Here is a 22,266-nt window from a genome sequence, read left to right as displayed (position 1 = left end):
ACTCATCGCGCGGGCGGCCCTCCGTCGGCTCCGGCGAGCCGGTCGAGGAGGCCGGTGTAGCGGGAACGCCTGTCGGGGCGAGCCTGGCCCGCCGCGTGCCGCAGTGCGGGAACCGCGGATCCGCCCATCAGCAGCAACCCCGCCGCCGCCTCCTTGCGGACCGTCGGACGCGTGTCGCCGAGCAGAGCGACCAGCGAGGGAACGACGGGTTCCCAGCCGGCGCGGCAGAGCGTTCTGATCGCCATACGGCTGATGTCTTGCTGCGGGTCGTTCAGCAGGACGGCGGTGTGGAGCAGGTGAGCCGGCCGGTCCAGCATGGTGCGCGAGGTCCGGTGGGCGTGCAGCCTCACCTTGGGCCTGGGATGGACCAGCAGTTCACCGATGACCTCCCTCAGCACGGGGTCGCTGTCCGTCCCCCGCCCACCGTGCTCCTCGGCGAGCCGCGAGAGCACCCTGCGGATCTGCTCAGGGCCTCCCGTGCGGGCGAGACGAAGCAGTTCCGCCCGCCCGGGACGGTGGACCGCACCGGCGTCGGTCGTGCGGGGAGCGGAATCCGGCCCCTCGTCCAGGAGGAGGCTTTCGGCGAGGTCGTCGCGTCCCTCCGCCCGCAGTCGCTCCCGGACGCCTCTCATGTCCGTGGAGCCCAGCAGTCGCAGCCCTGTGAGCAGGTCGAGGAAGCCCCACGCGCCCGCCGTGATCCGGGGGCGGAGGCGGTCCGCCAGCACATCGGCGGGTGCCGTGCGCAGGGCCAGGGCGGCTTCGGTCCGCAGCCCCGCAGGCCCGTGCTCCCACCATCCGAGCAGCAGCGGGATCAGCGGCACCACCTCCCAGGGCCCGAGTTGCCGGGCCAGGCGGGCCACCCTGTCGGGGATGATCTCAGCGCCACCCAAGTCCGCCGGATCGACCGTGGCCAGTGTGCGGGCCGGGCGGGCTTCCGTAGGCAGGGGGATGCGGCCCCGTAGGTACGCGTCGAGGACCGCACGGGCCGGCTCCGGCTCGGGCCAATCCAGGAGCTGCCGGGCGGCCGCGGCTCTCCCGGCGGCATCGGGCGCGTCCAGCATGCTCAGCAGCCGGGCACGCCGTGCGGCGGAACGTTGTTGGTCCGTGTCGTCCTCGGGCACGGCTGCCGAAGGCGGGCCCGCCGTCTCGCCACGTGTCCAGGACGGCACGTCGAGAGGCTGAAGGGCCGTCATCCAGTCGAGCAGGACAGCCCTCACGCCGTCGTCCCCGGCATCGGGGTAGGCGGCCATCAGGGCTGCGAGACGCTGCCGTGAGTCCGGCGGGCACGGGTGGCCGTCCAGCCTGAACTCCTCCGTCCCGCGCCGCGTTCGGAGGACCATGCGCAGCGCGGACCTCCAGGACTCGGCCTCCGGCGAGGGCGGGACCGGTGCACCGAACGCCTCGCGCAGTACGGCCGTCTCGGCGCGCCTGGGTTCGGCGTCGAGCCGGGCCGCGGCCAGGGACCGGTCCAGATCCGCTCTGACCGGCACGGCATCGCAGGCACGGAGCAGCCGCAGTGCCGTCACGTGCTGTGGGGGCGACAGGGCGCGTACGGCATCGGCGACCGACATGCGCTCCGCGCCGGGCAGTCGGGGCGCAAGGGCCTGGATCAGGGAGAGAAGACGCGGCCGTTGCACCCGCAGGCCCGTGAGGCCCTCCACCAGAACCCGGGCGGAACCGGCGAAGTGCGCCAGCTCGCCGGGCGCCCATGGTGCGGGGCACATCCGCAGGACGAGGCCCAGGACCCTGTCCCGGTCGGCCCCGGACACGGACCGGGCCAGACACAGCCAGTCCGACAGCATCGGCCGCAGCTCCCGCAGGACAGGTGCCGCCAGATCGTGCGCGCTGTCCGAAAGGCGCAGGGCGATCCCGGCGTTCCAGCCGTGGCCGGTCAGCGCGGCAGCGCACGAGTCCGCGTCCGACGGGTGACCAGGCATCGTGATCCCGTGCCCCGCCGCCGGCTCCGCCAGGTCGGCGGCGGTCCCCGCGCCGAGACGGATCCGCCCGTCCGCCACCATGGCCAGCAGTTCGGGCAGCATCGAAGAGCCCTGGTCGGCCAGGGCGAGGACCGTGCGGGAGGCGAGATCGCCGTCGAGGCCCTGCAGCAGCAGCGTGCGCCCACGAGGGTCCTCGGCGCGCTCGGCGGCGGCGAGGACCGTGGCCGTGCAGGCGTCACCCAGCACCGCTCGGAGTGCGGCGACGAGCCCGGCGCGTAGCCCCGGGTTGTCGGTGCGGCCGAGCGTGCGCAGGAGGCCGGCCACCGCCGCGGGTGTCCCGGCGCGCACCAGGGCCGAGGCGGCGGTCTTCCTGATGTTCATGGTGGGGTGGCCGAGCTGGGCGGTGATCGCGGGGCAGGCCCAGCGCGCCTCGGCGTGGCCGAGCGCCAGCAGCGCCTGCCGCACGGTCTGGATGTCGTCGGCACGGGTCAGCGCGACGAGCGTGGCCGACAGGGCCTGCGCGTCCTCACCCGCCGCGCCCGCGGCCAGCAGCGCGATCACCTGTTTGCGCACATGCGGATCGCGGTGGCGCAGCAGCCGGTGCACGCCCGGGCGGGTTCGCGCGGACGGCGCGCGGCCGAGGACCTCGAGCAGGATCGACGTCTGACGGGCCGGCAGGCCCGGCCGGTCCAGCAGGTCCAGGACGATCTCTGCCAGCAACGCGTCCCCCGCCTCCCGGGCATCCCGGGCTCCGAGCAGGCAGGCGGGCCTGATCCTGCGCCGGTCGTACAGCCGGCCGCCCAGGTCACGTGCGGCGTCCGCGATCTCCTGGGGTACGGCGGGTTCCTCGGTCCGGGTCGCTTTCGGGGCCGTTTCCACGGTTTCCCAGGACACCGCCAGTTCGTTCACGACCCGCAGCAGCAGTCCGGCGACGGAGGGCAGGACAGCCGGGCTGTCGTGGGCCGCGAGCGCGCACAGCGCGGCGACGGGGTCGCCGGTCCCCCGCAGACCTGCGGTCAGCACGGCCAGTTCCCGCTCGTCCGCGGCTCCGAGGCCGGCGACGACGGCCGGGGGCAGCTCGGCGGGATCGAAACGGGCGAGCAGGTGGCGTCGAAGGTCCGGATCGGTGGTGAGCTGCCACAGGAGTTCGAGCGCACGGTGGCGTACCGGGCGCAGGAAGGGGGCGATGCCGCGGCCGTCGGTGTCCGGGCCGAGCGCCTCGGTGAGCACGGCGACCGTGCGAGGTCCGCCTATGGCTTCGAGCGTGTCGAGGACTGCTGCGGGAGCCTCGGGCAGCAGGGAGAGGACGGTCTCCTCGGCGTCCCGGTGGCGGAGTTCGCGGATCGCGTCGAGGAACGGCGCGGGCAGGCGCGCGGAGGGAAGCAGCCGGGTGACGGCCGACCCGATGGGAAGGCCGCCTGTCCCCTGCCCGGCCAGCGCGACGAGCAGGGCGAGCCGTCGCGGCCAGTCCTGGGCGTCCGGAGGGGCGTCGACGAGCAGATCCAGCATCGCGCGACGGCAGGTGTAGAGAATGGTCGCGAGGGCACGGGGGTCGATCCGGTGATCGGCGAGCGCCAGGCCTACGACGGCCGGCACCTGGGCCACCTCGGGGAAGTGCCCTCGCCGGTGAAGTCCACGCAGACAGGTGACCGCGGGCCCCCCGAGCAGCAGCGGGTCCTGGGCGGCGATGTCCAGGAGCGCGCCGATGTCATCGCGTTCCGCCAGCTCACCGAGGAGTTCCATGGCGGGACGTCGTACCGACGGAGGCACGTCGGGGTCGGCCGCCGTCCGCAGCAGCAGTACGCCGTGTCCGTGCCGGGTGGCGGCGACGAGGGCCAGGGCCGCCACCCCCGCATGAGCGGAGTCGAGGAAGGGTGCGAAGCGGGCTGCGGGCAGCGGGTCCAAGGCGGCCCAGGGCTTGGCCAGTTCCTCCAGGACGGCGGACGTGACGAGCGGATGGGCGGGGCTCGCGCCGAGGAGCCCGGCCAGATGCGCCCTGGCGGGGCCGGGAGCCAGCAGACCCGCGTGCAGGCCCTGCCGCACCAGCCGGACCGCCTCCGCGAGGAGGACGGGGACACCGGTGCACAGGAGTTCGGCCACCAGCAGGTCGGGGCGGTGGGCGTCCACGGCGTCGATTGTGCGCACGGCCTGGCAGAGGGGCTCTTCGGGCTGCTCGTGCCGTAGCACCGAAGGGTCGGTGAGCAGTTCGGCACGCAGCCAGGCGACTCGCACGCGTTGCTCCGGCGGGGGCGTGCGCCAAGCGGGCAACCGCCGGCCCGGTAGGTGGATACCGAGCCGTCCGTGGAGTCCGGCCAGGAGGAGCGACTCGTCCGGCGACTCCGGCACGTCCCGCGGCAGCAGCCGCGCCAGTTCGGCCGCCTCACCGGCCGCCGGCGGGAGCCGGGCCACCCGCTCGGACAACAGGGTGAGCGCCATGTACCTCGTGGGGGCGTCGTCGTGTCCGATGAGCGGACCGAGCTCCGAGACCGGGCGGAGTTCCGCGGCAATGACGTTCCCCGGGCCGCCCGTGTGTCGCTGCTGTGTCCGCGCGTCGGCGGAGGTCGTGGTCACCGACGCATGGTAGGTGCGTGCGCATCGGCTCAACCAGCGAATACCCGGTGCCCTGAGCGGGACGGCCGGCCCGGACAGGGTGATTCCGGGGACCACGCCGGGGACGTGCGTACCCCGGTGCCGTGAGGGGCAGGCACCGGGTGCGCCCTCAGGACTCCTTGGTGGAGGCAAGGTGGGCGAAGACGACCACGTTGTCCTCGTAGTCCTTCTTCTTCTTGTCGTAGACGCCGCCGCAGGTGATCAGCCGGAGCTGGGCGGTGCCGTTGTCGTCGTACACCCGTTCGCTCGGGAACTCCGCCTTGCTGAACGTCTCGACGGAGTCGACCTTGAATGTGGCGACGGTGCCGTCCTGGCGGGTGATGTCCACGGTCCTGCCCGCCTTGAGCGTGCTGAGCAGCAGGAAGACGGCGGGGCCGGTCTTCGTGTCGACGTGCCCGGCGACCACCGAGGTGCCGGGCTCGCCGGGAGTGGCTCCGTCCTTGAACCAGCCCACCAGATTCGGGTCGTCCCCGGGCGGCGCGTCCAGTTGCCCGGACGACCCGATCGACAGGGGCGTGAAGGGGGCGTCGACCGCGATCGAACTGATCGAGAGCCGCTTGGGATCGGACCGGGGCAGCCCACGCGCAGCGGTGGACGCCGACGGGGCGGGCGATGCAGGGGCCGAGGCCGCGGGGAGGGACACCACGGCGGGGGCCGGCGGGACCCCCGCCGACGCGTCGAACGAGTTGTAGACGAGGAGGAAGCCCAGCCCCACCGCCGCGACGGGCCACAGCAGGGAACGGCCGAGGGCAGGGGAGGCGGAGTCGGATTCGGTCGGCTGCGGGGCGGCCATGCGCATGCTGCCTTTCGCGTGACGGGGATGTGCGGCTGTACGGGGGAAATCGGCGCGGCCACCGCCCGGAAACGGGCGGCGGCCACGACACGGTTCATGCAGTGGTGCGGGACGCCGGTCAGGCGGCCGCGGCACCCGAGGCGTTACGGCGGCGCAGCTTGTACGCGGCGGCACCCAGGCCACCGAGCATCAGAACCGAACCCGCGGCCAGACCGCTGCCGGAGAGCGCCATCGCTCCACCGCCGGTGTGGACACCGCCCTCGGGCTTCTCGTGCTTCCAGGTCTTCTCGCTGTCCATGCCGCTGCCGGAACCGGACTCCTTGTCCTTCTCCCAGTCGTCGGCGGACACCCCGGCCAGGGCGCCGCCACCGGCGTGCACACCACCCTCGGGCTTCTCGTGCTTCCACGAGTCCGGCTTCTCCCGGTCGTCGTTGCTGCCGGAACCGGACTCCTTGTCCTTCTCCTTGTCCTTCTCCCAGTCATCGGCCGACACGCCGGCCAGGGCGCCGCCACCGGCGTGCACACCACCCTCGGGCTTCTCGTGCTTCCACGAGTCCGGCTTCTCCCGGTCGTCGTTGCTGCCGGAACCGGACTCCTTGTCCTTCTCCTTGTCCTTCTCCCAGTCGTCGGCCGACACCCCGGCCAGCGCGCCGCCACCGGCGTGCACACCACCCTCGGGCTTCTCGTGCTTCCACGAGTCCGGCTTCTCCCGGTCGTCGTTGCTGCTGGCGGAGGAACCGCTGTCCTTGTCCCAGTCGTCCGCCGAGGTCACGGCGTATGCGGCGGGGACGGAGACCGCGAGGACCGCCGTGACGGCGGCCGATGCGAACAGGGTGCGGGCAGAGCGCATTGGATACACAGTCCTTTCGCCACCCCCGCGCTGGCCGGCTGGTTGTCGGCTCATCGGATCACGGGTGCGACGTGATCCACCGTCAGCCGAAACACGGAGGCGCACCACTCGGGAGGGCCGCATTCGAGCGACGCGGTGGTCTCATCGTGTGACGCGAAGCCGGATGTCACCCGTTGGACGGCACGCCACGCCGGGGCGAGGTTTGGGCGAAGATGATCATCCGTGTATGGGGCTCCCGCGGTGCTCGTAGGATCGCCGCATGAACGACATCGCATCCGGAGGCTGCTGCTCCCCCGGCCGCAGGAGGCCTGACGGCCCGTCGGGCGCTGCGGCGCCCGCCCCGGCCACAGAGACGGAATCTCCAGTTCAGGTGGCACGTCCGGATCGGGCGGAGGGGCTCGCACCGTCCTCCGCCGTCCGGAACAGGGCGGAGGACGGGGACGGGATGGTGCTGCTGCCCGCCGGGGCGTTCCTGATGGGGACCGATGACCCCGAGGGGTTCGAGGCCGACGGCGAGGGGCCGGTCCGCGAAGTACGGGTCTCGGCCTTCCGCATGGACGCGCACGCGGTGAGCAACCGGCGCTTCGCGGAGTTCGTCTCGGCCACCGGCCATGTCACGGAGGCGGAACGGTTCGGCTGGTCGTACGTCTTCGCCGGGTTCCTGCCGGCCGCGCTCAGACGCGGTGCCGGCCGCCCGGACGGTACCCCCTGGTGGTGCGGGGTGGAGGGAGCCCGGTGGAACACGCCCGAAGGCCCCGGCAGCGGGATCGGCGGCCGTGAGGACCATCCCGTGGTGCACGTCTCCTGGAACGACGCGCGCGCGTACTGCCGGTGGGCGGGCGCCCGGCTTCCGACCGAGGCCGAGTGGGAGTACGCGGCCCGGGGCGGCCTGGAGCAGGCACGCTATCCGTGGGGCGACGACCTGACCCCGGGCGCGGAGCACCGCTGCAACATCTGGCAGGGGACGTTCCCCACGAAGAACACCGCCGAGGACGGCTACGCGGGCACCGCTCCGGTCGACGCCTACCGGCCGAACGGCTACGGCCTCCACAACATGGCCGGCAACGTCTGGGAGTGGTGCCAGGACTGGTGGAGCACCTCTCACCCGGCGGCGCGCAGGAGCGACCCCCGCGGCCCGGGCGCGGGTGACTCCAAGGTGATGCGGGGCGGCTCCTACCTGTGCCACCGCTCGTACTGCAACCGGTACCGGGTGGCGGCCCGCACCCGCAACACACCGGACAGCACCACGGGGAACCTGGGCTTCCGCTGTGTGCGCACGGCCTGAACCAGCCGTCATTGCGGCAACATGAATATTTTTCCGGGTCATTGACGAAAAAATCCCGGGGTCATCATGCTGGGCGCCATGCACTCACACGGTGGACCTCTCTCGCGACTGAGGCGCGGGCACGAGGAACGCGTACTCGGTCTGCTGCGCCGGCACGGACCACAGAGCCGAGCGGAGCTCGGACGCCAGGCCGGGCTGTCCCGCACCACGCTGTACGACATAGTCGGGACCCTGGTCGCCGGCGGTGCCGTGGTGGCGGCCGCCACGGATCCCGGTCCGCGCAGGCGCGGCCGTCCGGTCGAGCACCTCACGCTGAACCCCGCCGCCGGGCAGGCCGTGGGCATCGACTTCGCCCGCCGGGCCGTTCACGTGGCCGCCGCCAACGTGGCGCACGAGGTGATCGGTTCGGCGAGCCGTGCCCACCCTCCGGATCTTTCCTGGGAGCGACGGGTGGAGCTCGCCGAGCGGCTGGTCGCCTCGCTGGCCGGCGGCACTCTCCGGCTGGCCTCCCTCGGCACGACCGGGGCGGTCGGGGTCGGCGTGGTCGGCCCGGTACGGACAGCCGGCGACGCGCCGGAGGAACCCCTGGCGACCCTGGCCGAACTGCTGGGCAAGCGCTTCGGGGCACCGGTCCTGCTGGACAACAACACCCGGCTCGCGGCCCTCGCCGAGTCCACCTGGGGGGCTGCCGCAGCGAGCCAGGACGTGCTGTACCTGCGGCTGTCGCACGGAGTGGGCGGCGGCCTCGTCGTGAACGGTTCGCTCCACCGGGGTGTGGACGGCCTGGCGGGCGAGCTCGGGCACATCACCGCCGACCCCTCCGGCGGACCGTGCGAGTGCGGGGGCAGGGGGTGCCTGGAGACGATCGCGTCGATCGGGCCCGTCCTCGCCGCCTACCGCGCACTGGGCGGTCGCGCGGACGACGTCCCGACGCTCCTCAGGGCGGTCGAGAACGGCAACCCCGCGGCGCACGAGGTACTGCGGGCCGCGGGAACCCGGATCGGCGCGGTCCTCGCGGGGGTCGTCAACGCGGTCGGCCCGGGAGTGATCGTGCTGGGCGGTGAGCTGGCCCGGGCCGGCGAGGCGCTGCTCGCTCCCGTGCAGGAGGCACTCGACGCGCATGTCCTGCCGCTGGCCCGTGGACGCGTGACGCTGCTGCCCGCCGGGCTCGGCGAGGCGGGCGGGGCGCTCGGCGGAGTCGCCCTCGCACTCCGTGAATCCCCTCTGCTCGCCCGCTACCCGGAACCGGGCAGCGAAGACCTTCCCGAGGACGCCGCATGAGTTCCACGGAGACACCCGTCAAGCGGGACGCTCCCGTACGGAAGAGCGCGGGAGGCACCCGTGAGCCCCGGCGCAAGGGCATCCGTGTCCCGGCGACCGTTCTGAACCTGATCGCCCTGGTCGCAGGCGTCGGCCTGTGGGCGTGGCTGGCCTCGCTCGGGGTGCAGGCGCTGCCGGGCCCCGTCGCCGTGGCCGGCAGGGCGGGCGAGCTGATCGCGGACGGCACGCTGGCCGAGGACTCGCTGGCCAGTCTGCGGCGCGTCCTGACCGGCTTCGCGCTGGGCACACTGCTGGCCGTGCCCGTGGGCTTCCTGATGGGCTGGTACCCGGTGGCGCGCGGGCTGCTGGAACCGTACGTCCAGTTCTTCCGTACGGTGCCGCCGCTGGCGATGATTCCGCTGGCCATCGTGCTGATGGGCATCGGCGAGGTGCCCAAAATCTTCGTGATCTTCCTGGCGGCGTTCCTGTCGAGCGTCGTGGCCGCCTTCCAGGGCGTCGTGGGCGTCGAGCGGACACTCATCGACGCGGCGCGGGTGCTGGGCGCCCGTGACGGGACGATCTTCCTCAAGGTGGTCGTCCCCGCCTCGGCGCCGTTCATCCTCGTCGGGATGCGGATCGGGCTGGGCTCCGCCTGGGGGACCCTCGTCGCGGCGGAGCTGATCGCGGCGCAGGAGGGGCTCGGCTTCCAGATGCAGAAGGCGCAGATCTACTACGACCTCCCCAGCATCTTCGTCGCTCTGATCACCATCGGTCTGCTCGGCCTCGTGATGGACCGGCTGCTGATGCTCGCCGAACGACGCCTCACCCGTTGGCAGGAGACCCGATGAACGCCAAGATCTCCTTCCGGAACGTCTCCCGGACCTTTCCGCTGAAGAGGACCACCTTCACCGCCCTGGACGAGGTGTCGCTGGACATCGGTGACGAGGAGTTCGTCACCGTCGTCGGCCCGTCCGGGTGCGGCAAGAGCACCCTGCTCAATCTCGCCGCCGGGCTCGCCGCCCCGTCCTCCGGCGAGGTCCTCGTCGACGGGCGGCCGGTCACCGGTCCCGGTCCGGACCGTGGGGTGATCTTCCAGCAGTACGCGCTGTTCCCCTGGCTGACCGTGCGCGGCAACGTCGAGTTCGGGCTGAAACTGGCGTCCGTACCGGCCGTGGAACGGAGGCTTCGGGCGGAGCGCGCCATCGATCTGGTCGGCCTCTCCGACTTCGCCGACGCGCTGCCCAGGACCCTGTCGGGCGGGATGAAGCAGCGCTGCGCGATCGCCCGCGCCTACGCCGTCGATCCGCAGGTACTGCTGATGGACGAGCCCTTCGGCGCACTGGACGCGCTGACCCGGGTCCAGCTGCAGGACCAGCTCCTGGACACCTGGAGCCGGGACCGGCGCACCGTCCTGTTCATCACGCACGACGTGGACGAGGCCGTGTACCTCGCCCGGCGCGTGGTGGTGATGGCCGCCCGGCCCGGCCGCATCCAGTCGGTCATCGATGTGGACCTGCCCTATCCGCGTACCGAGGCCATCCGGCTCTCGCCCGAGTTCGCCCGGATCCGCAACGCCGTGTGGACCGCCGTGTACCACCAGACCCCGGCCGCCCCGGCCGCCTGAAACCCACCCGTCTCCCGCTCCCACGAACTCCCTTAAGGAACCTTGCGCCATGCGTCTACCTCAGCGCGCCCTGACAGCGGCCGTCGCCGTGTCCGCCCTGGCACTCTCCGCATCCGGATGCTCCGGTGACTCGTCCACCGACGGCGCCTCCACCGTCCGCTTCGGCTACATCAGCGACTACAACGGCGCGAGTCTGCTGGCCGTCGCGGACAAGCAGGGGCTGTGGAAGGAGGAGGGGCTGAACCCCGAGTACTCGACGTTCACCAACGGCCCGCTGCAGATCCAGGCCCTCGGGTCGGGCAACCTGGACTTCGGCTACATCGGCCCCGGCGCCATGTGGCTGCCCGCGTCGGGCAAGGCGAAGGTCGTCGCGGTCAACACGCTCGCCCGCGCCGACCGGGTCATAGCCCAGCCCGGCATCAACTCCATCGAGGACCTCAAGGGCAAGAAGGTCGGTGTGCCCGAGGGCACCTCCGGTGCGATGGCACTCAACCTCGCCCTTCAGAAGGCCGGGATGTCGGAGAAGGACATCGAGAAGGTTCCGATGGACCCGGCCACGGTCGTCTCGGCGTTCGTCTCCGGGCAGATCGACGGGGCGGGCCTCTGGTATCCGCTGATCGACACCATCAAGGCGAAGAAGCCGGGGCTCAAGGAGGTCGCGAGTACCGCGGACTTCAAGGACCGGGCGTTCCCCACGGCCTTCGTGGCGCCCGCCAAGAGCGACGAGAAGCTCAACTCCAAGGTCGTCAAGGTCCTCCAGAAGGCCAACGACTGGCGCGCCGAACACCCCGACGAGGCCATCGACGCGGCTGCCTCGCTGCTGAAGATCGACCGCGCCAAGGTGGCCGCGGACGCGGCCAACGTCGAGACGCTGTCCACGGCCGACCTGGTGGCCAGGACCGAGGACGGCACCGTGGACGGCTGGCTGGACGGACTCGGCGAGTTCTTCGTGGAAACGGGCCAGCTCGAGAAGGCTCCGGCGGCCGACACGTACTACGAGGGCGACCTCTACACGAAGGCGTACACGAAGTGAATCTGCTGTTCCTGATGACCGATCAGCACCGGGTCGACACCCTCGGCTGTTACGGCAATCCGCATGTCGCCACGCCGAACCTGGACCGGCTCGCCGCCACCGGCACGCGTTTCGACCGCTTCTACACGCCCACGGCGATCTGCACCCCGGCGCGGGCGAGTCTGCTCACCGGGCAGGCCCCCTTCCGTCACCGGCTGCTCGCCAACTACGAGCGCAACGTGGGCTATCTGGAGGACCTGCGCGAGGACGCCTTCACCTTCCCGGAGGCGCTCGCGGCACGCGACTACCGGCTTGGTCTCATCGGCAAGTGGCACGGCGGGACCCACCGCAACGCCGCCTCGTACGGTTTCGAGGGCCCCGACCTGCCGGGCTGGCACAACCCGGTGGACCATCCGGACTACCTGGCGTACCTGGAGGAGCAGGGGCTGCCCCCGTACCGCATCTCCGAACCGATCCGGGGCACCGCCCCGGGCGGAAACCCGGGTAACCTCCTGGCCGCCCGGCTGCACCAGCCGGTGGAAGCGACGTTCGAGTACTATCTCGCCACGCGCGCCATCGAGCACCTGGAGCGGTACGCGGCCGGCGAGGAGCCGTTCTTCCTGGCCACCCACTTCTTCGGCCCGCATCTGCCGTACCTGCTCCCGGACGCCTATTTCGACCTCTACGATCCCGGGCTCGTCGAGCTGCCGCCGTCGATCGCCGAGACCTTCGAGGGCAAACCGCCGGTGCAGCGCAACTACAGCGCGCACTGGGCCTTCGACACCATCCCCATCGAGACGACCCGCAAGCTGATCGCCGTGTACTGGGGCTACGTCACCCTGATCGACGAGCAGATCGGGCGTATCCTCACCCGGCTCGTGGAGCTGGGCCTGAGCGACGACACCTCGGTCTTCTTCACCGCGGACCACGGGGAGTTCACCGGCGCCCACCGGCTCCACGACAAGGGCCCGGCGATGTACGAGGACATCTACCGCATCCCCGGCATCATCCGGATCCCCGGCGCCGCCCCGCAGGTCAGGGACGAGCTGGTCAGCCTCACCGACTGCACGGCGACGATCCTCGAACTCGCGGGCTGCGACCCGTCCCCGGCGGTGGACAGCCGCAGCCTGGTGCCACTGGTGAGGGGTGAAGAAGCCACATGGCCCGACGAGTTGGTCGCCGAGTTCCACGGCCACCACTTCCCGTACCCGCAGCGGATGATCCGCGACGACCGCTACAAGCTGGTCGTCAACCCGGAGTCGGTCAACGAGCTGTACGACCTGCGGGCGGACCCGCACGAGCTCAGCAACCGGTACACGCATCCCGAGTTCGCCGCGACAAGGGCCCGGCTGATGCGGCGGCTGTACGAGCTGCTGCGGGACCGGGGCGACAACTTCTACCACTGGATGACGTCCATGTACGACATCGGCGCCTCCGACTACGACCCCAGCCTCAGCGCCTTCGAGAACGACGACAGCACCTGGACCGCGACCGCGGATCCGGGCGGGACACTCGCGGAGACCCCATGAGACGCGCACGAAGGACCACCCGACGTCTTCCCCGCTGGGCGGCCGGTGCGGCAGCCCTGGTCTGGCTGCTCACCCTCGCCTCGGCCCCGTCGCACGGCGCACCGGGCCGTCCGGCCACTGCGGCGACGTACAGCAACCCGGTCTCCACCGGGGCCGTCGACACCTTTCCCGATCCGGCGATGATCCGTGGCAAGGACGGCCTCTGGTACGCGTACGGCACCCAGAACCCGGTCATGCAGAGCAAGGGCGAGGACGGGGAACGCATCCTGCCGATCCTGCGCTCGGCCGACATGGTGACGTGGGAGTACGCGGGCGAGGTCTTCACCCCCGCGGACAAACCGGCCTGGCACGAAGGGTCGCGGCTCTGGGCACCGGAGGTCCGCTACGCCCTCGGCCGGTACCACCTCTACTACTCCGTACCCGGGCGCAACACCGTCGGCCTCGCCACGTCGCCGACGCCGACGGGCCCCTGGACGGACAAGGGCGCCGTGCTGCCCTCGCCGAGCGGCTGCCCGGCGGGGAACATCGACCAGGCCCAGTTCACGGACACGGACGGCACCCCCTATCTGTACTGGGGCAGTTACGACACGATCTGCGTCGCGAAGATGAACGCCGACCTGACCCGGACCGAGGGCGAGGTCACCCAGGTGGCCCGTGGACGCCGGGTCGAGGGCGGCTTCGTCGTACGGCGCGACGACTTCTACTACCTCTTCTACTCCGACGCGGGCTGCTGCGACGGCGCCTACAGCGGCTACCAGGTGAAGGTGGGCCGGTCGACCAGCCCCACCGGTCCGTTCACCGACGACGAGGGCACCGATCTCATGGCCCTCACCAGCAAGGCGGGCGTGGTCGCGGGGGCCAACGGCAACCGGTGGATCGGCCCCGGCCACAATTCCCTCCAGACCGACCTCGCGGGCCAGGACTGGCTCGTCTACCACGGTATCCCCGCCGAGTCGCCGGACCTCGCCCCGGCCTCGGACGGCACCCTGAAGCTGACCCGGCGCCCGATGCTCATCGACCGGCTCGACTGGATCGACGGCTGGCCCGTCGTGCGGGCCGGCGCGGGACCGTCGGACGGGCCGACCGCCGCCCCTGTGACCTCGTGGGCGACCGGCGGAACCTTCAACGAAGGCGGCCTGTCGGACTGGCGCGCCGAGGGCGTCGGCACCCACGGCTGGTCCACGGCGGCCGATCCCACCGCACGCGGCTACGCGAAGCACACCCCCGGTCCGTCCCGGACGGACGCCGCGTACCTCGTCGCCGACGGGCGCGCCCCCGCGGACCTGCGGGCCGAGGCGGACCTGAAGGTGACTTCGGCGGGCGGCGCGGCGGGGCTCACCATCGCCTACCAAGACCCCGGTAACAGGATCGTGGCCTGGCTCGACCGCGCACGCGGTGCGCTCGTCACCGACGTACGCGTGAACGGCAGGAGCCGCGGTGAGCAGGTGACCGCGCTGCCGTCCGGCTTCTCCTGGGACACCTGGAACAACGTCTCCGTGGAGATACGCGGCAAACGACTGACGGCCGAGGTGACCGGCGACCGACTGCGGGATCCGGTGGCCCTGCAGTCCCGCGACCTGCCTGCCGCGGCCGTGCGCAAGGGCGCGGTGGGCGCCGCCGCGCGGGGTGCGGGAGCGGCGGCGGACAACGTGGGTGCGGCCGCCCTGTACCGGCCGGTCACGAAGCGGGTGGCCGTCGCTCCGCCGGGGCGTCTGCTCCCCGGTCACAGCGACGAGTTCGACACCGCCACGGTCCCGGGCACGGGTGCCGGCTCCCCCTGGCACTGGGTACGCGGGCCGGTGACGAGCGTCACCATGACCGGCGGCGCGCTCTCCTGGCCCACCCAGAACGCGGAGCTCCACCTGGGCAACGACACGGCCGCCGTACTGCTGCGGGACGCGCCCGAGGGCGACTTCACCGTGGAGACGAAGCTGCGGTTCGCTCCCGACCAGGCGGCCCAGCAGGCCGGCCTCATCCTGTACGAGAACGACGACCGGTGGTTCAAGCTCGTCCATTCCGTGCTGCCGCTCACCAACGGCAACGGTGCGCTGCTCGATGTCAGCGAGTTCGGCAAGGAGGGCGAGCGCCCCACCACCACCCCGCCGACGGCAGTGGCCAACGCTCCGATGTTCTCGGGTCCCACGGCCGACACCATGTGGCTGCGGATGGCGTACCACCGCGACAACGCGAACGGGGAGCACGAGGTACGTGCGTCCACCAGCCGTGACGGCACCCACTGGTCCCCGGGCGGCACCTGGACCCTGCCGGTGCGCGGCGCGCTGAGGATCGGCCTCGTCTCCCACAACAGGTCGGGGGCGACAGCGGACTTCGACTACGTACGGACGTACGCAGTCCGGTGAGTCCATCCGCCATCTCCTGAACCCATGCCCCGTCAGATATTACGTTCCGTCACCGAGGAGGACCACCAGGACGGGTCATCACCACGGCGCAGTCATCAGTTCTTGGCGACAACAGGCCCTGTCGTAGCCGTTGTTGCACATCTCTTGACGTGTTCGTAACAAGGGTGGAGTATCTCGCACAGCCGGAGAGAGCGCTCTCTCCGGCTGTGCGCGTCGTGTACCCGCCCCACGACAGAGGAGACCCCCGTGTACGCACCTCCGAACCTCCACAGACCCCTGCTCGCACCGACCGGAAGACGCAGCGGTGTGCTGGCCGTCATCGCCGGTCTCGTCCTCTCGCTGCTGGCCCTCGTGCCCCAGTCCCCCGCGAGCGCCGCGCCCGCACTGCTCTCCCAGGGGAAGCCGGTCACCACGTCCAGCCAGGAGAACGACGGCACCCCCGCTGCCGCGGCAGTGGACGGGAACAACGGAACGCGCTGGTCGAGCGCCTTCTCCGATCCACAGTGGATCAAGATCGACCTCGGATCCGCCGCATCGGTGAGCCAGATCGTGCTGCGCTGGGAGGCGGCCTACTCCACCGCCTACCGGATCGAGTTCTCCTCGAACAACAGCAGTTGGAGCACCGCCTACTCCACGACCACCGGCCCCGGCGGCACCGAGACCCTGAACGTCTCCGGCGCCGCCCGCTACGTCCGGCTGACCGGCACCGCGCGCGCCACCGGATACGGCCACTCCCTCTGGGAGTTCCAGGTCTTCGGAACGACCGGCGGCGGCGACCCGCAGATCCCCGGCGGCGGTGACCTCGGTCCCAACGTGCTGGTCTTCGACCCCTCGACTCCCGACATCCAGGGCAAGGTCGACGAGATCTTCAGGAAGCAGGAGTCCGCGCAGTTCGGCACGGGCCGCTACGCACTGATGTTCAAGCCGGGCACGTACAACAACATCAACGCCCAGATCGGCTTCTACACCTCCATCGCGGGACTGGGCCTGAAGCCCGACGACACCACCTTCAACGGTGACGTCACCGTCGACGCCGGCTGGTTCAACGGCAACGCCACCCAGAACTTCTGGCGTTCGGCCGAGAACCTCGCCCTCAACCCCGTCAACGGCACCAACCGCTGGGCCGTCTCCCAGGCCGCCCCCTTCCGCCGCATGCACGTCAAGGGCGGACTCAACCTCGCACCCGACGGCTACGGCTGGGCCAGCGGCGGCTACATCGCCGACAGCAAGATCGACGGCCAGGTCGGGCCCTACTCCCAGCAGCAGTGGTACACCCGCGACAGCTCCATCGGCGGCTGGGGCAACGGCGTCTGGAACATGACGTTCTCCGGCGTCGAGGGCGCACCCGCCCAGAGCTTCCCGGAACCGCCGTACACCACCCTGGACACCACCCCGGTCTCCCGCGAGAAGCCCTTCCTCTACCTCGACGGCAACGACTACAAGGTCTTCGTCCCCGCCAAGCGCACCAACGCCCGCGGTGTCTCGTGGAACGGCACCCCGCAGGGTGACTCCATCCCGCTGAGCCAGTTCTACGTGGTGAAGCCCGGCGCGACCGCGCAGACGATCAACGCGGCCGTCCGACAGGGTCTGCACCTGCTGTTCACCCCGGGCATCTACCACGTGAACGAGCCCATCGAGATCAACCGCGCGAACACCGTCGCGCTGGGCCTCGGCCTGGCCACGATCATCCCGGACAACGGGGTGACCGCGATCAAGGTCGGCGACGTCGACGGCGTCAAGCTCGCCGGGCTCCTGGTGGACGCGGGTACGCAGAACTCCTCGGTGCTCGTCCAGGTCGGTCCCGAGGGCGCGGCAGCGGACCACTCGGCCAACCCGACCAGCCTCCAGGACGTCTTCGTCCGGGTCGGTGGCGCGGGAGCCGGCAAGGCGACCACCGGCATGGTGGTGAACAGCGACGACACGATCATCGACCACACGTGGCTCTGGCGCGCCGACCACGGTGACGGGGTCGGCTGGGAGACCAACCGGTCCGACTACGGCCTCCGGGTGAACGGTGACGACGTGCTGGCCACCGGACTGTTCGTCGAGCACTTCAACAAGTACGACGTCCAGTGGTACGGCGAGAACGGCAGGACGATCTTCTTCCAGAACGAGAAGGCGTACGACGCCCCCGACCAGGCCGCCATCCAGAACGGTGACATCAAGGGCTACGCCGCCTACAAGGTGGGCGACTCCGTCACCACCCATGAGGGCTGGGGCATGGGCAGCTACTGCTACTTCAACGTCGACCCGACCATCCGTCAGCAGCACGGCTTCCAGGCACCGGTGAAGCCGGGCGTGAAGTTCCACGACCTGCTCGTCGTGTCCCTCGGCGGACAGGGCCAGTACGAACACGTCATCAACAACACCGGATCACCGACCTCCGGTACGTCGACCATCCCGTCCCAGGTGGTGTCCTTTCCCTGAGCCGCGGTGAGATGAGCGGAGTCGGCTCGTCGGACGGCGCGGGGCCCGGCAGTCACTCCCTGCCGGGCCCCGCGTCACGTCGCCGTCCCCCGGTCCCGCCGCCCCCGTCCTGCCCTCAGGGTCCGAAGAGCATCTCCAGATGTGCGGGAAGTTCCGTACCCCCCACCGGGGTCGCTCGCAGCCCGAGATGGCCGTCGGGCCGTACGAGGACGGCCTCACCGCCCCGCGCCCCGTACATGCGGCGGAATTCGTCGAGGCTGTCGTGCACGGCGGGCAGGCGCACCACGGACACACGCAGCTTCGGGGCGAGTACCGCACAGGCGCTCAGCATGCCGTGCGCCGCCCGCACGGCCGCAGCCGCCACGTCGTCGAACGATGCCGCCTGGTCCTCGTGGTCGGCGTAGAGCAGGAGGGTGTGCTCCCGGTCCCGCAGCAGGGTGAACAGCCGGACGGGGAAGGTCCCCAAGGCGTACCGGAGACCGCCGCAGTCGGGCGCGCGGTCACCGGGGGCGGGGCCGTCGTGTGCCGAGCCGTCCGGTCCCACCAGCGCGCTGCCCCGGTAGCCGACGAGGAGCTGGGCCTCGCGGAGCATCATCGTCCCGGGGTCGTCGGGGTCGGCGTGGATGCCTCTCCGCGCGTGGCGCAGGGTGCGCGCCACCACCTCCTCGCCGACCGGGCGGCGTTCGGCGTCGTAGCTCTCCAGCAGTCCCGCACCCGCCCGGCCCCGCGCCGCGGCGGCGAGCTTCCATGCCAGGTTGAACGCGTCCTGGACGCCTGTGTTCATCCCCTGGGCCCCCGTGGGCGGATGGATGTGCGCGGCGTCCCCGGCCACGAAGACACGCCCCCGGCCGTAGCGGTCGACGATGCGGTGGCTGATGCGGAACACCGAGGACCAGCGCAGTGAGGAGGCGGTCGTGGGGCGGGGAGAGAGCCGGTCGAGAACCCTCTGGATGTGTTCGATCCCGGGCACCGGGCCGTGTTCACCGCTGAGGCCGTGCGCGACGCCGTCCGCGTCTTCGCGCCCCGCCCGGGACAGTTCGGGCGGGGTCCCCATCGACATCCGGTAACGGCGGTCGCCGGGCAGCGGGATGCACACCAGGAGGTCGTCCGTGCGTCCGTCGACGACGTGCGAGGCCCGGATCCCGTATCCGGCGGGGAGGTCCCAGTCGACCTCGACATCTCCCAGCATGTACTCCTCGGGCAGAGCCGCGCCTTCGAAGGACAGGCCCAGCCCCTTGCGTACGACGCTGTGGGCGCCGTCGCAGCCCACGAGGTAGCGCGCCGTGAGCTCCTCGGTCCCGCCGGCGGGCAGGGAGAGGACGAGTCTGACCTCCTCGGAGTCCTGCTCGAAGGAGACGAGTTCGGTGTCGCGTTCGACATGGCCTCCCCAGCGCCGCAGGAGGTCCTCCAGGAGCCGCTCGGTCTCGTACTGCGGGAGGGCTGCGAAGCCGTAGGGCACGTCCGGCGGCAGTTCGAGATCGATCCGCGGCCCTTCCTTCCCGTTCACGTAGAGCAGTTGCCCCCTCAACGGGACGGCGGTCTCCAGCGCCTCACGGATCATCCCCATCCGGTCCCAGATCTCCAGTGTCCGGGGCTGGACGCCCACGGCGCGCGCGTAGGGAAGCGGCGCCGGGAGCCGGTCGACGACCCGGCACGCGAGCCCGCGCCGACGCAGCTCGGAGGCGGCTGTCAGTCCGACGGGACCCGCCCCTGCGACCAGCACATCGACATCGACCACGGGTGCCTCCCCAGGCGAGGTGCGTTCCCTCCAATGCACCACACAGGGGGTGGTATGTCCATTTCGTGACGCTCAGGGGCCGGTGCCGGGAGAACCGCTCCCCGCACCGGCCCGTGGGCATCAGGCGACGGTGCAGGCCTCACCGCCCAGCGTGAACGCGGCCGGCTCGGTGCCGGTGCCCGTCGCGGTGCCAGTGAAGCCGAAGCCCGCCGAGGAACCGGGAGCCACCTTGCCGTTCCAGCCGACGTTCGTGGCGGTCACCTTCGCCCCGGCCTGCTGGTAGGAGGCGTTCCACATCTGGGTGACCTTCTGGTCTCCGGGGAAGGACCAGCCCAGCTGCCAGCCGTCGTACGCCGCGCTGCCGGTGTTGGTGACCGTCACCTCGGCCTGGAAGCCTCCGGACCACTGGTTGGTGACCGTGTACGTCACCTTGCAGTCCGCTTCCCCCGGCGGCTCCTCCGGGTCGGTGCCGGGGCCCGGGTCCGTGCCCCCGCCGTCGGTGCCGGAGGACTCGCCGACCTGGATCCCCCGGCCGTTCGTGGAGACGTAGACGCGGCCGTGGACCCGTGGGTCCCCGGTGATCGCCGCGCCGGTCCAGGCCCACTGGTGTGCGTCGTCGTTGATCCGTGTCCAGTTGGCGCCCATGTCCGTCGACCGGAAGATGCCGCGTACCCCGCCGATCTTCGCGCTGACGAAGACGGTCTGGTAGGCGGCACCGGCCGCCGCCTTGCCGAAGCCGACGCTGTCGGCCTGCCCCACACCGGAGAACTTGGTGAAGCTGGTGCCGGAGTCGGTGGAGCGCCAGAGCCCGTAGGCACCCGTCGAGGCGCCGCCCGCGAGCCAGATGTCACCCTCCGAGCCGGGCAACGCCTTGAAGCGGACGTTGCCTTCGGCCGGGAGTCCGGTCGCCTTGGCGGTGAACGTGGCTCCGCCGTCGGTCGACACGTAGAAGGTGCCGGCCTTGAATCCGTAGAACTTCTTCGGGTTCTTCCGGTCCGACTCGACCGTCGCCCCCGCCGGGATTCCGGTGGAAGCGGTCCAGGAGTTGCCGTAACCGGTGGTGCGGTGGACGGCCGCGCCGTCCGGGCTCCAGACGAAACCGCTGCCGTCCGCCGCGGCGGCGACCGTACCGCCGCCGGTGACCCCGGAGGGTTCGGAGCCCTGGAACCAGTTGGCGCCGTTGTCGGTGGAGAACCCTATGTGCGGTGCGGCGTCGGCGTTGCCGACGCGCACGACCGTGCCGGGGGCCGTCTCCGCGAAGTCCAGGCTGGTGGTCGAGTCGAGGTTCGGCGAGGTGAACATCATGGCGGGCACCTTGTCGAGGTCCGTGTGCCGGAAGCCCCCGATGTCACCCAGCGCACTGAGCAGCGGCGCGCCGGAGGGCGGGCTCGCCAGGTCGTTGACGGCCGTCTCCTCCAGGCCCTTGACCATCGGCGTGATCTTGAACTGACCGCCGGAGTCCCAGGACGTGAGGTTCTCGGTGCCGTAGACCGTCGCGCCCGTGCCGTACATCATCCGGTTCGAGTCGAACGGGTCGATCTCCAGCGACTCCGTCATCCAGCCCAGCTTGGGAGCGGTCTCCGGCGGCGACGGGTTCGCACCCCAGCTGAGCCAGGGCACGGAGGAGACGTCCAGCGTGTAGCGGTTGGCCCGGTTCGGATAGCTCGTGTAGTCCCAGGCCTTGGTCCAGGTGGCACCGCTGTCCGTGGAGCGGAAGAGCTGGGTGTCGGGCCACCAGGAGCTGTAGGCGGTCGCCATCAGGGTGCCGGGCTTCTGCCGGTCGACGGAGAGGCCGCTGAAGCCGTGGTAGGTGTCGGCCACCGCGACGGGACTGACGTCCGCCCATGCGCCGGACTCCGTGTCGTACCTCCAGATCTGCCCCTTGCCACCGTCGTACGGGCCGCCCGTGTCACTCAGCGTCAGGTAGAGGTAGCCCGTCGCGGAGTCCAGTACGCCCTTGTGCGCGAGGTATCCGGTGGGCTGGCCGGCGATCCTGGACCAGGTGCTGCCACCGTCCGTGGAGCGGTAGACGGTGTTCTCCTTGTCGGCGACCCCGACGTAGATGTCCTGGGTGGCGCTGCCCGCGCTGCCGGAGCGCTCGTCGAAGGTCACCCAGACGATGCCCTGGTTGTCGTTGCCGTATCCACTGGTGTCGGACGGGTCCTGCGCGTAGTTGCCCGGGTTCGGGAAGGCGGTCACCTCCGACCAGGTGACCCCCGAGTCGGTGGAACGCCACAGCCCCTTGCCGCTGGGCGCGCCCAGGTACAGCACGGAGTTCTTATTCGGGTCGACCGCGAGCCGCTCCCCCATCCCGCGTCCGGGCATGTTGCCGCCGATCTTGAAGGGCAGCGTGGCCGCCTTCCAGGAGGCGCCGCGGTCCGAGGAGCGCAGGACCGCTCCGTTCGTCGGGTCCCAGCCGTTGGTGTACGTGCCGACGGCGGCGTACACGTTGTCGGGGTCGGCCGTGTCGGAGGCGATGCTCGCCACCCCGGACCAGCCCCACCGGTCCCAGTCCACCCAGTCGAGCAGCGGCTTCCACTGCTTGCCCGCCTGGTCCCAGCGGTAGGCGCCGCCGATGTCGGTGCGCGCGTAGGCGAGGTTCTTCTCGGACCGGTTGAAGACGATGCCCGGGACGAAGCCGCCGCCGTCGATCCGCGCGTTCTTCCAGGTGTAGGTGTCCGCCGCGAGGGACACATCCGATGCTTCGGCCGCGGCGGGCTCGTCGGCCGATCGTGCCACGGCCGGGGTTCCGGTGACCGATAACCCGGCAGTGAGGGCAAGTGCCGCCAGTAGGGCGGCGATTGGTCTGGCGCTCAAGCGCACGGAAACGTCCTCTCCGAG

General features: G+C 71.3%; 13 protein-coding genes. 8 read left to right on the top strand and 5 right to left on the bottom strand.

Going from position 1 to position 22,266, the window contains the following annotated elements; all coding sequences use genetic code 11:
* Window positions 1–2: 2 nt before the first annotated feature.
* The 3 genes from ABZ441_RS28965 to ABZ441_RS28955 form a co-directional block, all read right to left on the bottom strand.
* Window positions 3–4,508, bottom strand: coding sequence for a HEAT repeat domain-containing protein (locus ABZ441_RS28965; protein ID WP_358979535.1), 4,506 nt, complete (start codon window positions 4,506–4,508; stop codon window positions 3–5).
* A gap of 148 nt (window positions 4,509–4,656) precedes the next feature.
* Window positions 4,657–5,340 (bottom strand): class F sortase, encoded by a 684-nt coding sequence (locus tag ABZ441_RS28960; RefSeq protein ID WP_358979533.1) that lies wholly within the window; start codon window positions 5,338–5,340, stop codon window positions 4,657–4,659.
* A 118-nt stretch (window positions 5,341–5,458) separates the two neighbouring features.
* Window positions 5,459–6,190, bottom strand: coding sequence for a hypothetical protein (locus ABZ441_RS28955; RefSeq protein WP_358979531.1), 732 nt, complete (start codon window positions 6,188–6,190; stop codon window positions 5,459–5,461).
* A 445-nt stretch (window positions 6,191–6,635) separates the two neighbouring features.
* Between ABZ441_RS28955 and ABZ441_RS28950 the strand changes: the two genes are divergently transcribed.
* The 8 genes from ABZ441_RS28950 to ABZ441_RS28915 all read left to right on the top strand — a co-directional run bounded on the left by ABZ441_RS28950 (window position 6,636) and on the right by ABZ441_RS28915 (window position 17,687).
* Window positions 6,636–7,475 (top strand): formylglycine-generating enzyme family protein, encoded by an 840-nt coding sequence (locus tag ABZ441_RS28950; RefSeq protein WP_358979562.1) that lies wholly within the window; start codon window positions 6,636–6,638, stop codon window positions 7,473–7,475.
* 66 nt (window positions 7,476–7,541) lie between these two features.
* The gene (locus ABZ441_RS28945; protein ID WP_358979528.1) at window positions 7,542–8,756 is read left to right on the top strand and encodes an ROK family protein; all 1,215 of its coding nucleotides are present in this window, start codon (window positions 7,542–7,544) and stop codon (window positions 8,754–8,756) included.
* Entirely contained in the window at window positions 8,753–9,583 is an 831-nt protein-coding gene (locus tag ABZ441_RS28940) for an ABC transporter permease (RefSeq protein WP_358979526.1), read from the top strand. Before ABZ441_RS28945 ends, ABZ441_RS28940 begins: the two co-directional genes overlap by 4 nt.
* Window positions 9,580–10,359, top strand: a complete 780-nt coding sequence (locus tag ABZ441_RS28935; protein WP_358979524.1) for an ABC transporter ATP-binding protein — start codon at window positions 9,580–9,582, stop codon at window positions 10,357–10,359. Before ABZ441_RS28940 ends, ABZ441_RS28935 begins: the two co-directional genes overlap by 4 nt.
* 49 nt (window positions 10,360–10,408) lie before the next feature.
* Complete coding sequence (locus ABZ441_RS28930; protein WP_358979522.1) at window positions 10,409–11,392, top strand: aliphatic sulfonate ABC transporter substrate-binding protein; 984 nt, start codon at window positions 10,409–10,411, stop codon at window positions 11,390–11,392.
* Window positions 11,389–12,900 (top strand): sulfatase-like hydrolase/transferase, encoded by a 1,512-nt coding sequence (locus tag ABZ441_RS28925; RefSeq protein ID WP_358979520.1) that lies wholly within the window; start codon window positions 11,389–11,391, stop codon window positions 12,898–12,900. Before ABZ441_RS28930 ends, ABZ441_RS28925 begins: the two co-directional genes overlap by 4 nt.
* A complete protein-coding gene (locus ABZ441_RS28920) occupies window positions 12,897–15,260 on the top strand; it encodes a family 43 glycosylhydrolase (RefSeq protein WP_358979518.1) in 2,364 nt (787 codons plus the stop codon). The genes ABZ441_RS28925 and ABZ441_RS28920 overlap by 4 nt, the downstream gene beginning before the upstream one ends.
* A 246-nt stretch (window positions 15,261–15,506) precedes the next feature.
* The gene (locus ABZ441_RS28915) at window positions 15,507–17,687 is read left to right on the top strand and encodes a discoidin domain-containing protein (RefSeq protein ID WP_358979516.1); all 2,181 of its coding nucleotides are present in this window, start codon (window positions 15,507–15,509) and stop codon (window positions 17,685–17,687) included.
* Window positions 17,688–17,802: 115 nt separating this feature from the next.
* On the opposite strand, the gene ABZ441_RS28910 is transcribed toward ABZ441_RS28915, so the two are convergent.
* Together ABZ441_RS28910 and ABZ441_RS28905 are read right to left on the bottom strand one after the other, a co-directional pair.
* Complete coding sequence (locus tag ABZ441_RS28910; protein WP_358979514.1) at window positions 17,803–19,425, bottom strand: FAD-dependent monooxygenase; 1,623 nt, start codon at window positions 19,423–19,425, stop codon at window positions 17,803–17,805.
* Window positions 19,426–19,545: 120 nt separating this feature from the next.
* Complete coding sequence (locus ABZ441_RS28905; RefSeq protein WP_358979511.1) at window positions 19,546–22,248, bottom strand: cellulose binding domain-containing protein; 2,703 nt, start codon at window positions 22,246–22,248, stop codon at window positions 19,546–19,548.
* Window positions 22,249–22,266 lie beyond the last annotated feature (18 nt).

This window comes from Streptomyces sp. NPDC005752, from assembly GCF_040630715.1.
GTDB lineage: Bacteria > Actinomycetota > Actinomycetes > Streptomycetales > Streptomycetaceae > Streptomyces.
Note: the sequence above shows the minus strand (reverse complement) of the source record. Positions and strands in the feature narration are given on the sequence as shown.

Excerpts from the sequence above, each read along its gene's own strand:
- ABZ441_RS28960 (WP_358979533.1), bottom strand. The coding sequence starts at position 5,340 with ATGGCCGCCCCGCAGCCGACCGAATCCGACTCCGCCTCCCCTGCCCTC.
- ABZ441_RS28955 (WP_358979531.1), bottom strand. The coding sequence starts at position 6,190 with ATGCGCTCTGCCCGCACCCTGTTCGCATCGGCCGCCGTCACGGCGGTC.
- ABZ441_RS28950 (WP_358979562.1), top strand. The coding sequence starts at position 6,636 with ATGGTGCTGCTGCCCGCCGGGGCGTTCCTGATGGGGACCGATGACCCC.
- ABZ441_RS28945 (WP_358979528.1), top strand. The coding sequence starts at position 7,542 with ATGCTGGGCGCCATGCACTCACACGGTGGACCTCTCTCGCGACTGAGG.
- ABZ441_RS28940 (WP_358979526.1), top strand. The coding sequence starts at position 8,753 with ATGAGTTCCACGGAGACACCCGTCAAGCGGGACGCTCCCGTACGGAAG.
- ABZ441_RS28935 (WP_358979524.1), top strand. The coding sequence starts at position 9,580 with ATGAACGCCAAGATCTCCTTCCGGAACGTCTCCCGGACCTTTCCGCTG.
- ABZ441_RS28930 (WP_358979522.1), top strand. The coding sequence starts at position 10,409 with ATGCGTCTACCTCAGCGCGCCCTGACAGCGGCCGTCGCCGTGTCCGCC.
- ABZ441_RS28920 (WP_358979518.1), top strand. The coding sequence starts at position 12,897 with ATGAGACGCGCACGAAGGACCACCCGACGTCTTCCCCGCTGGGCGGCC.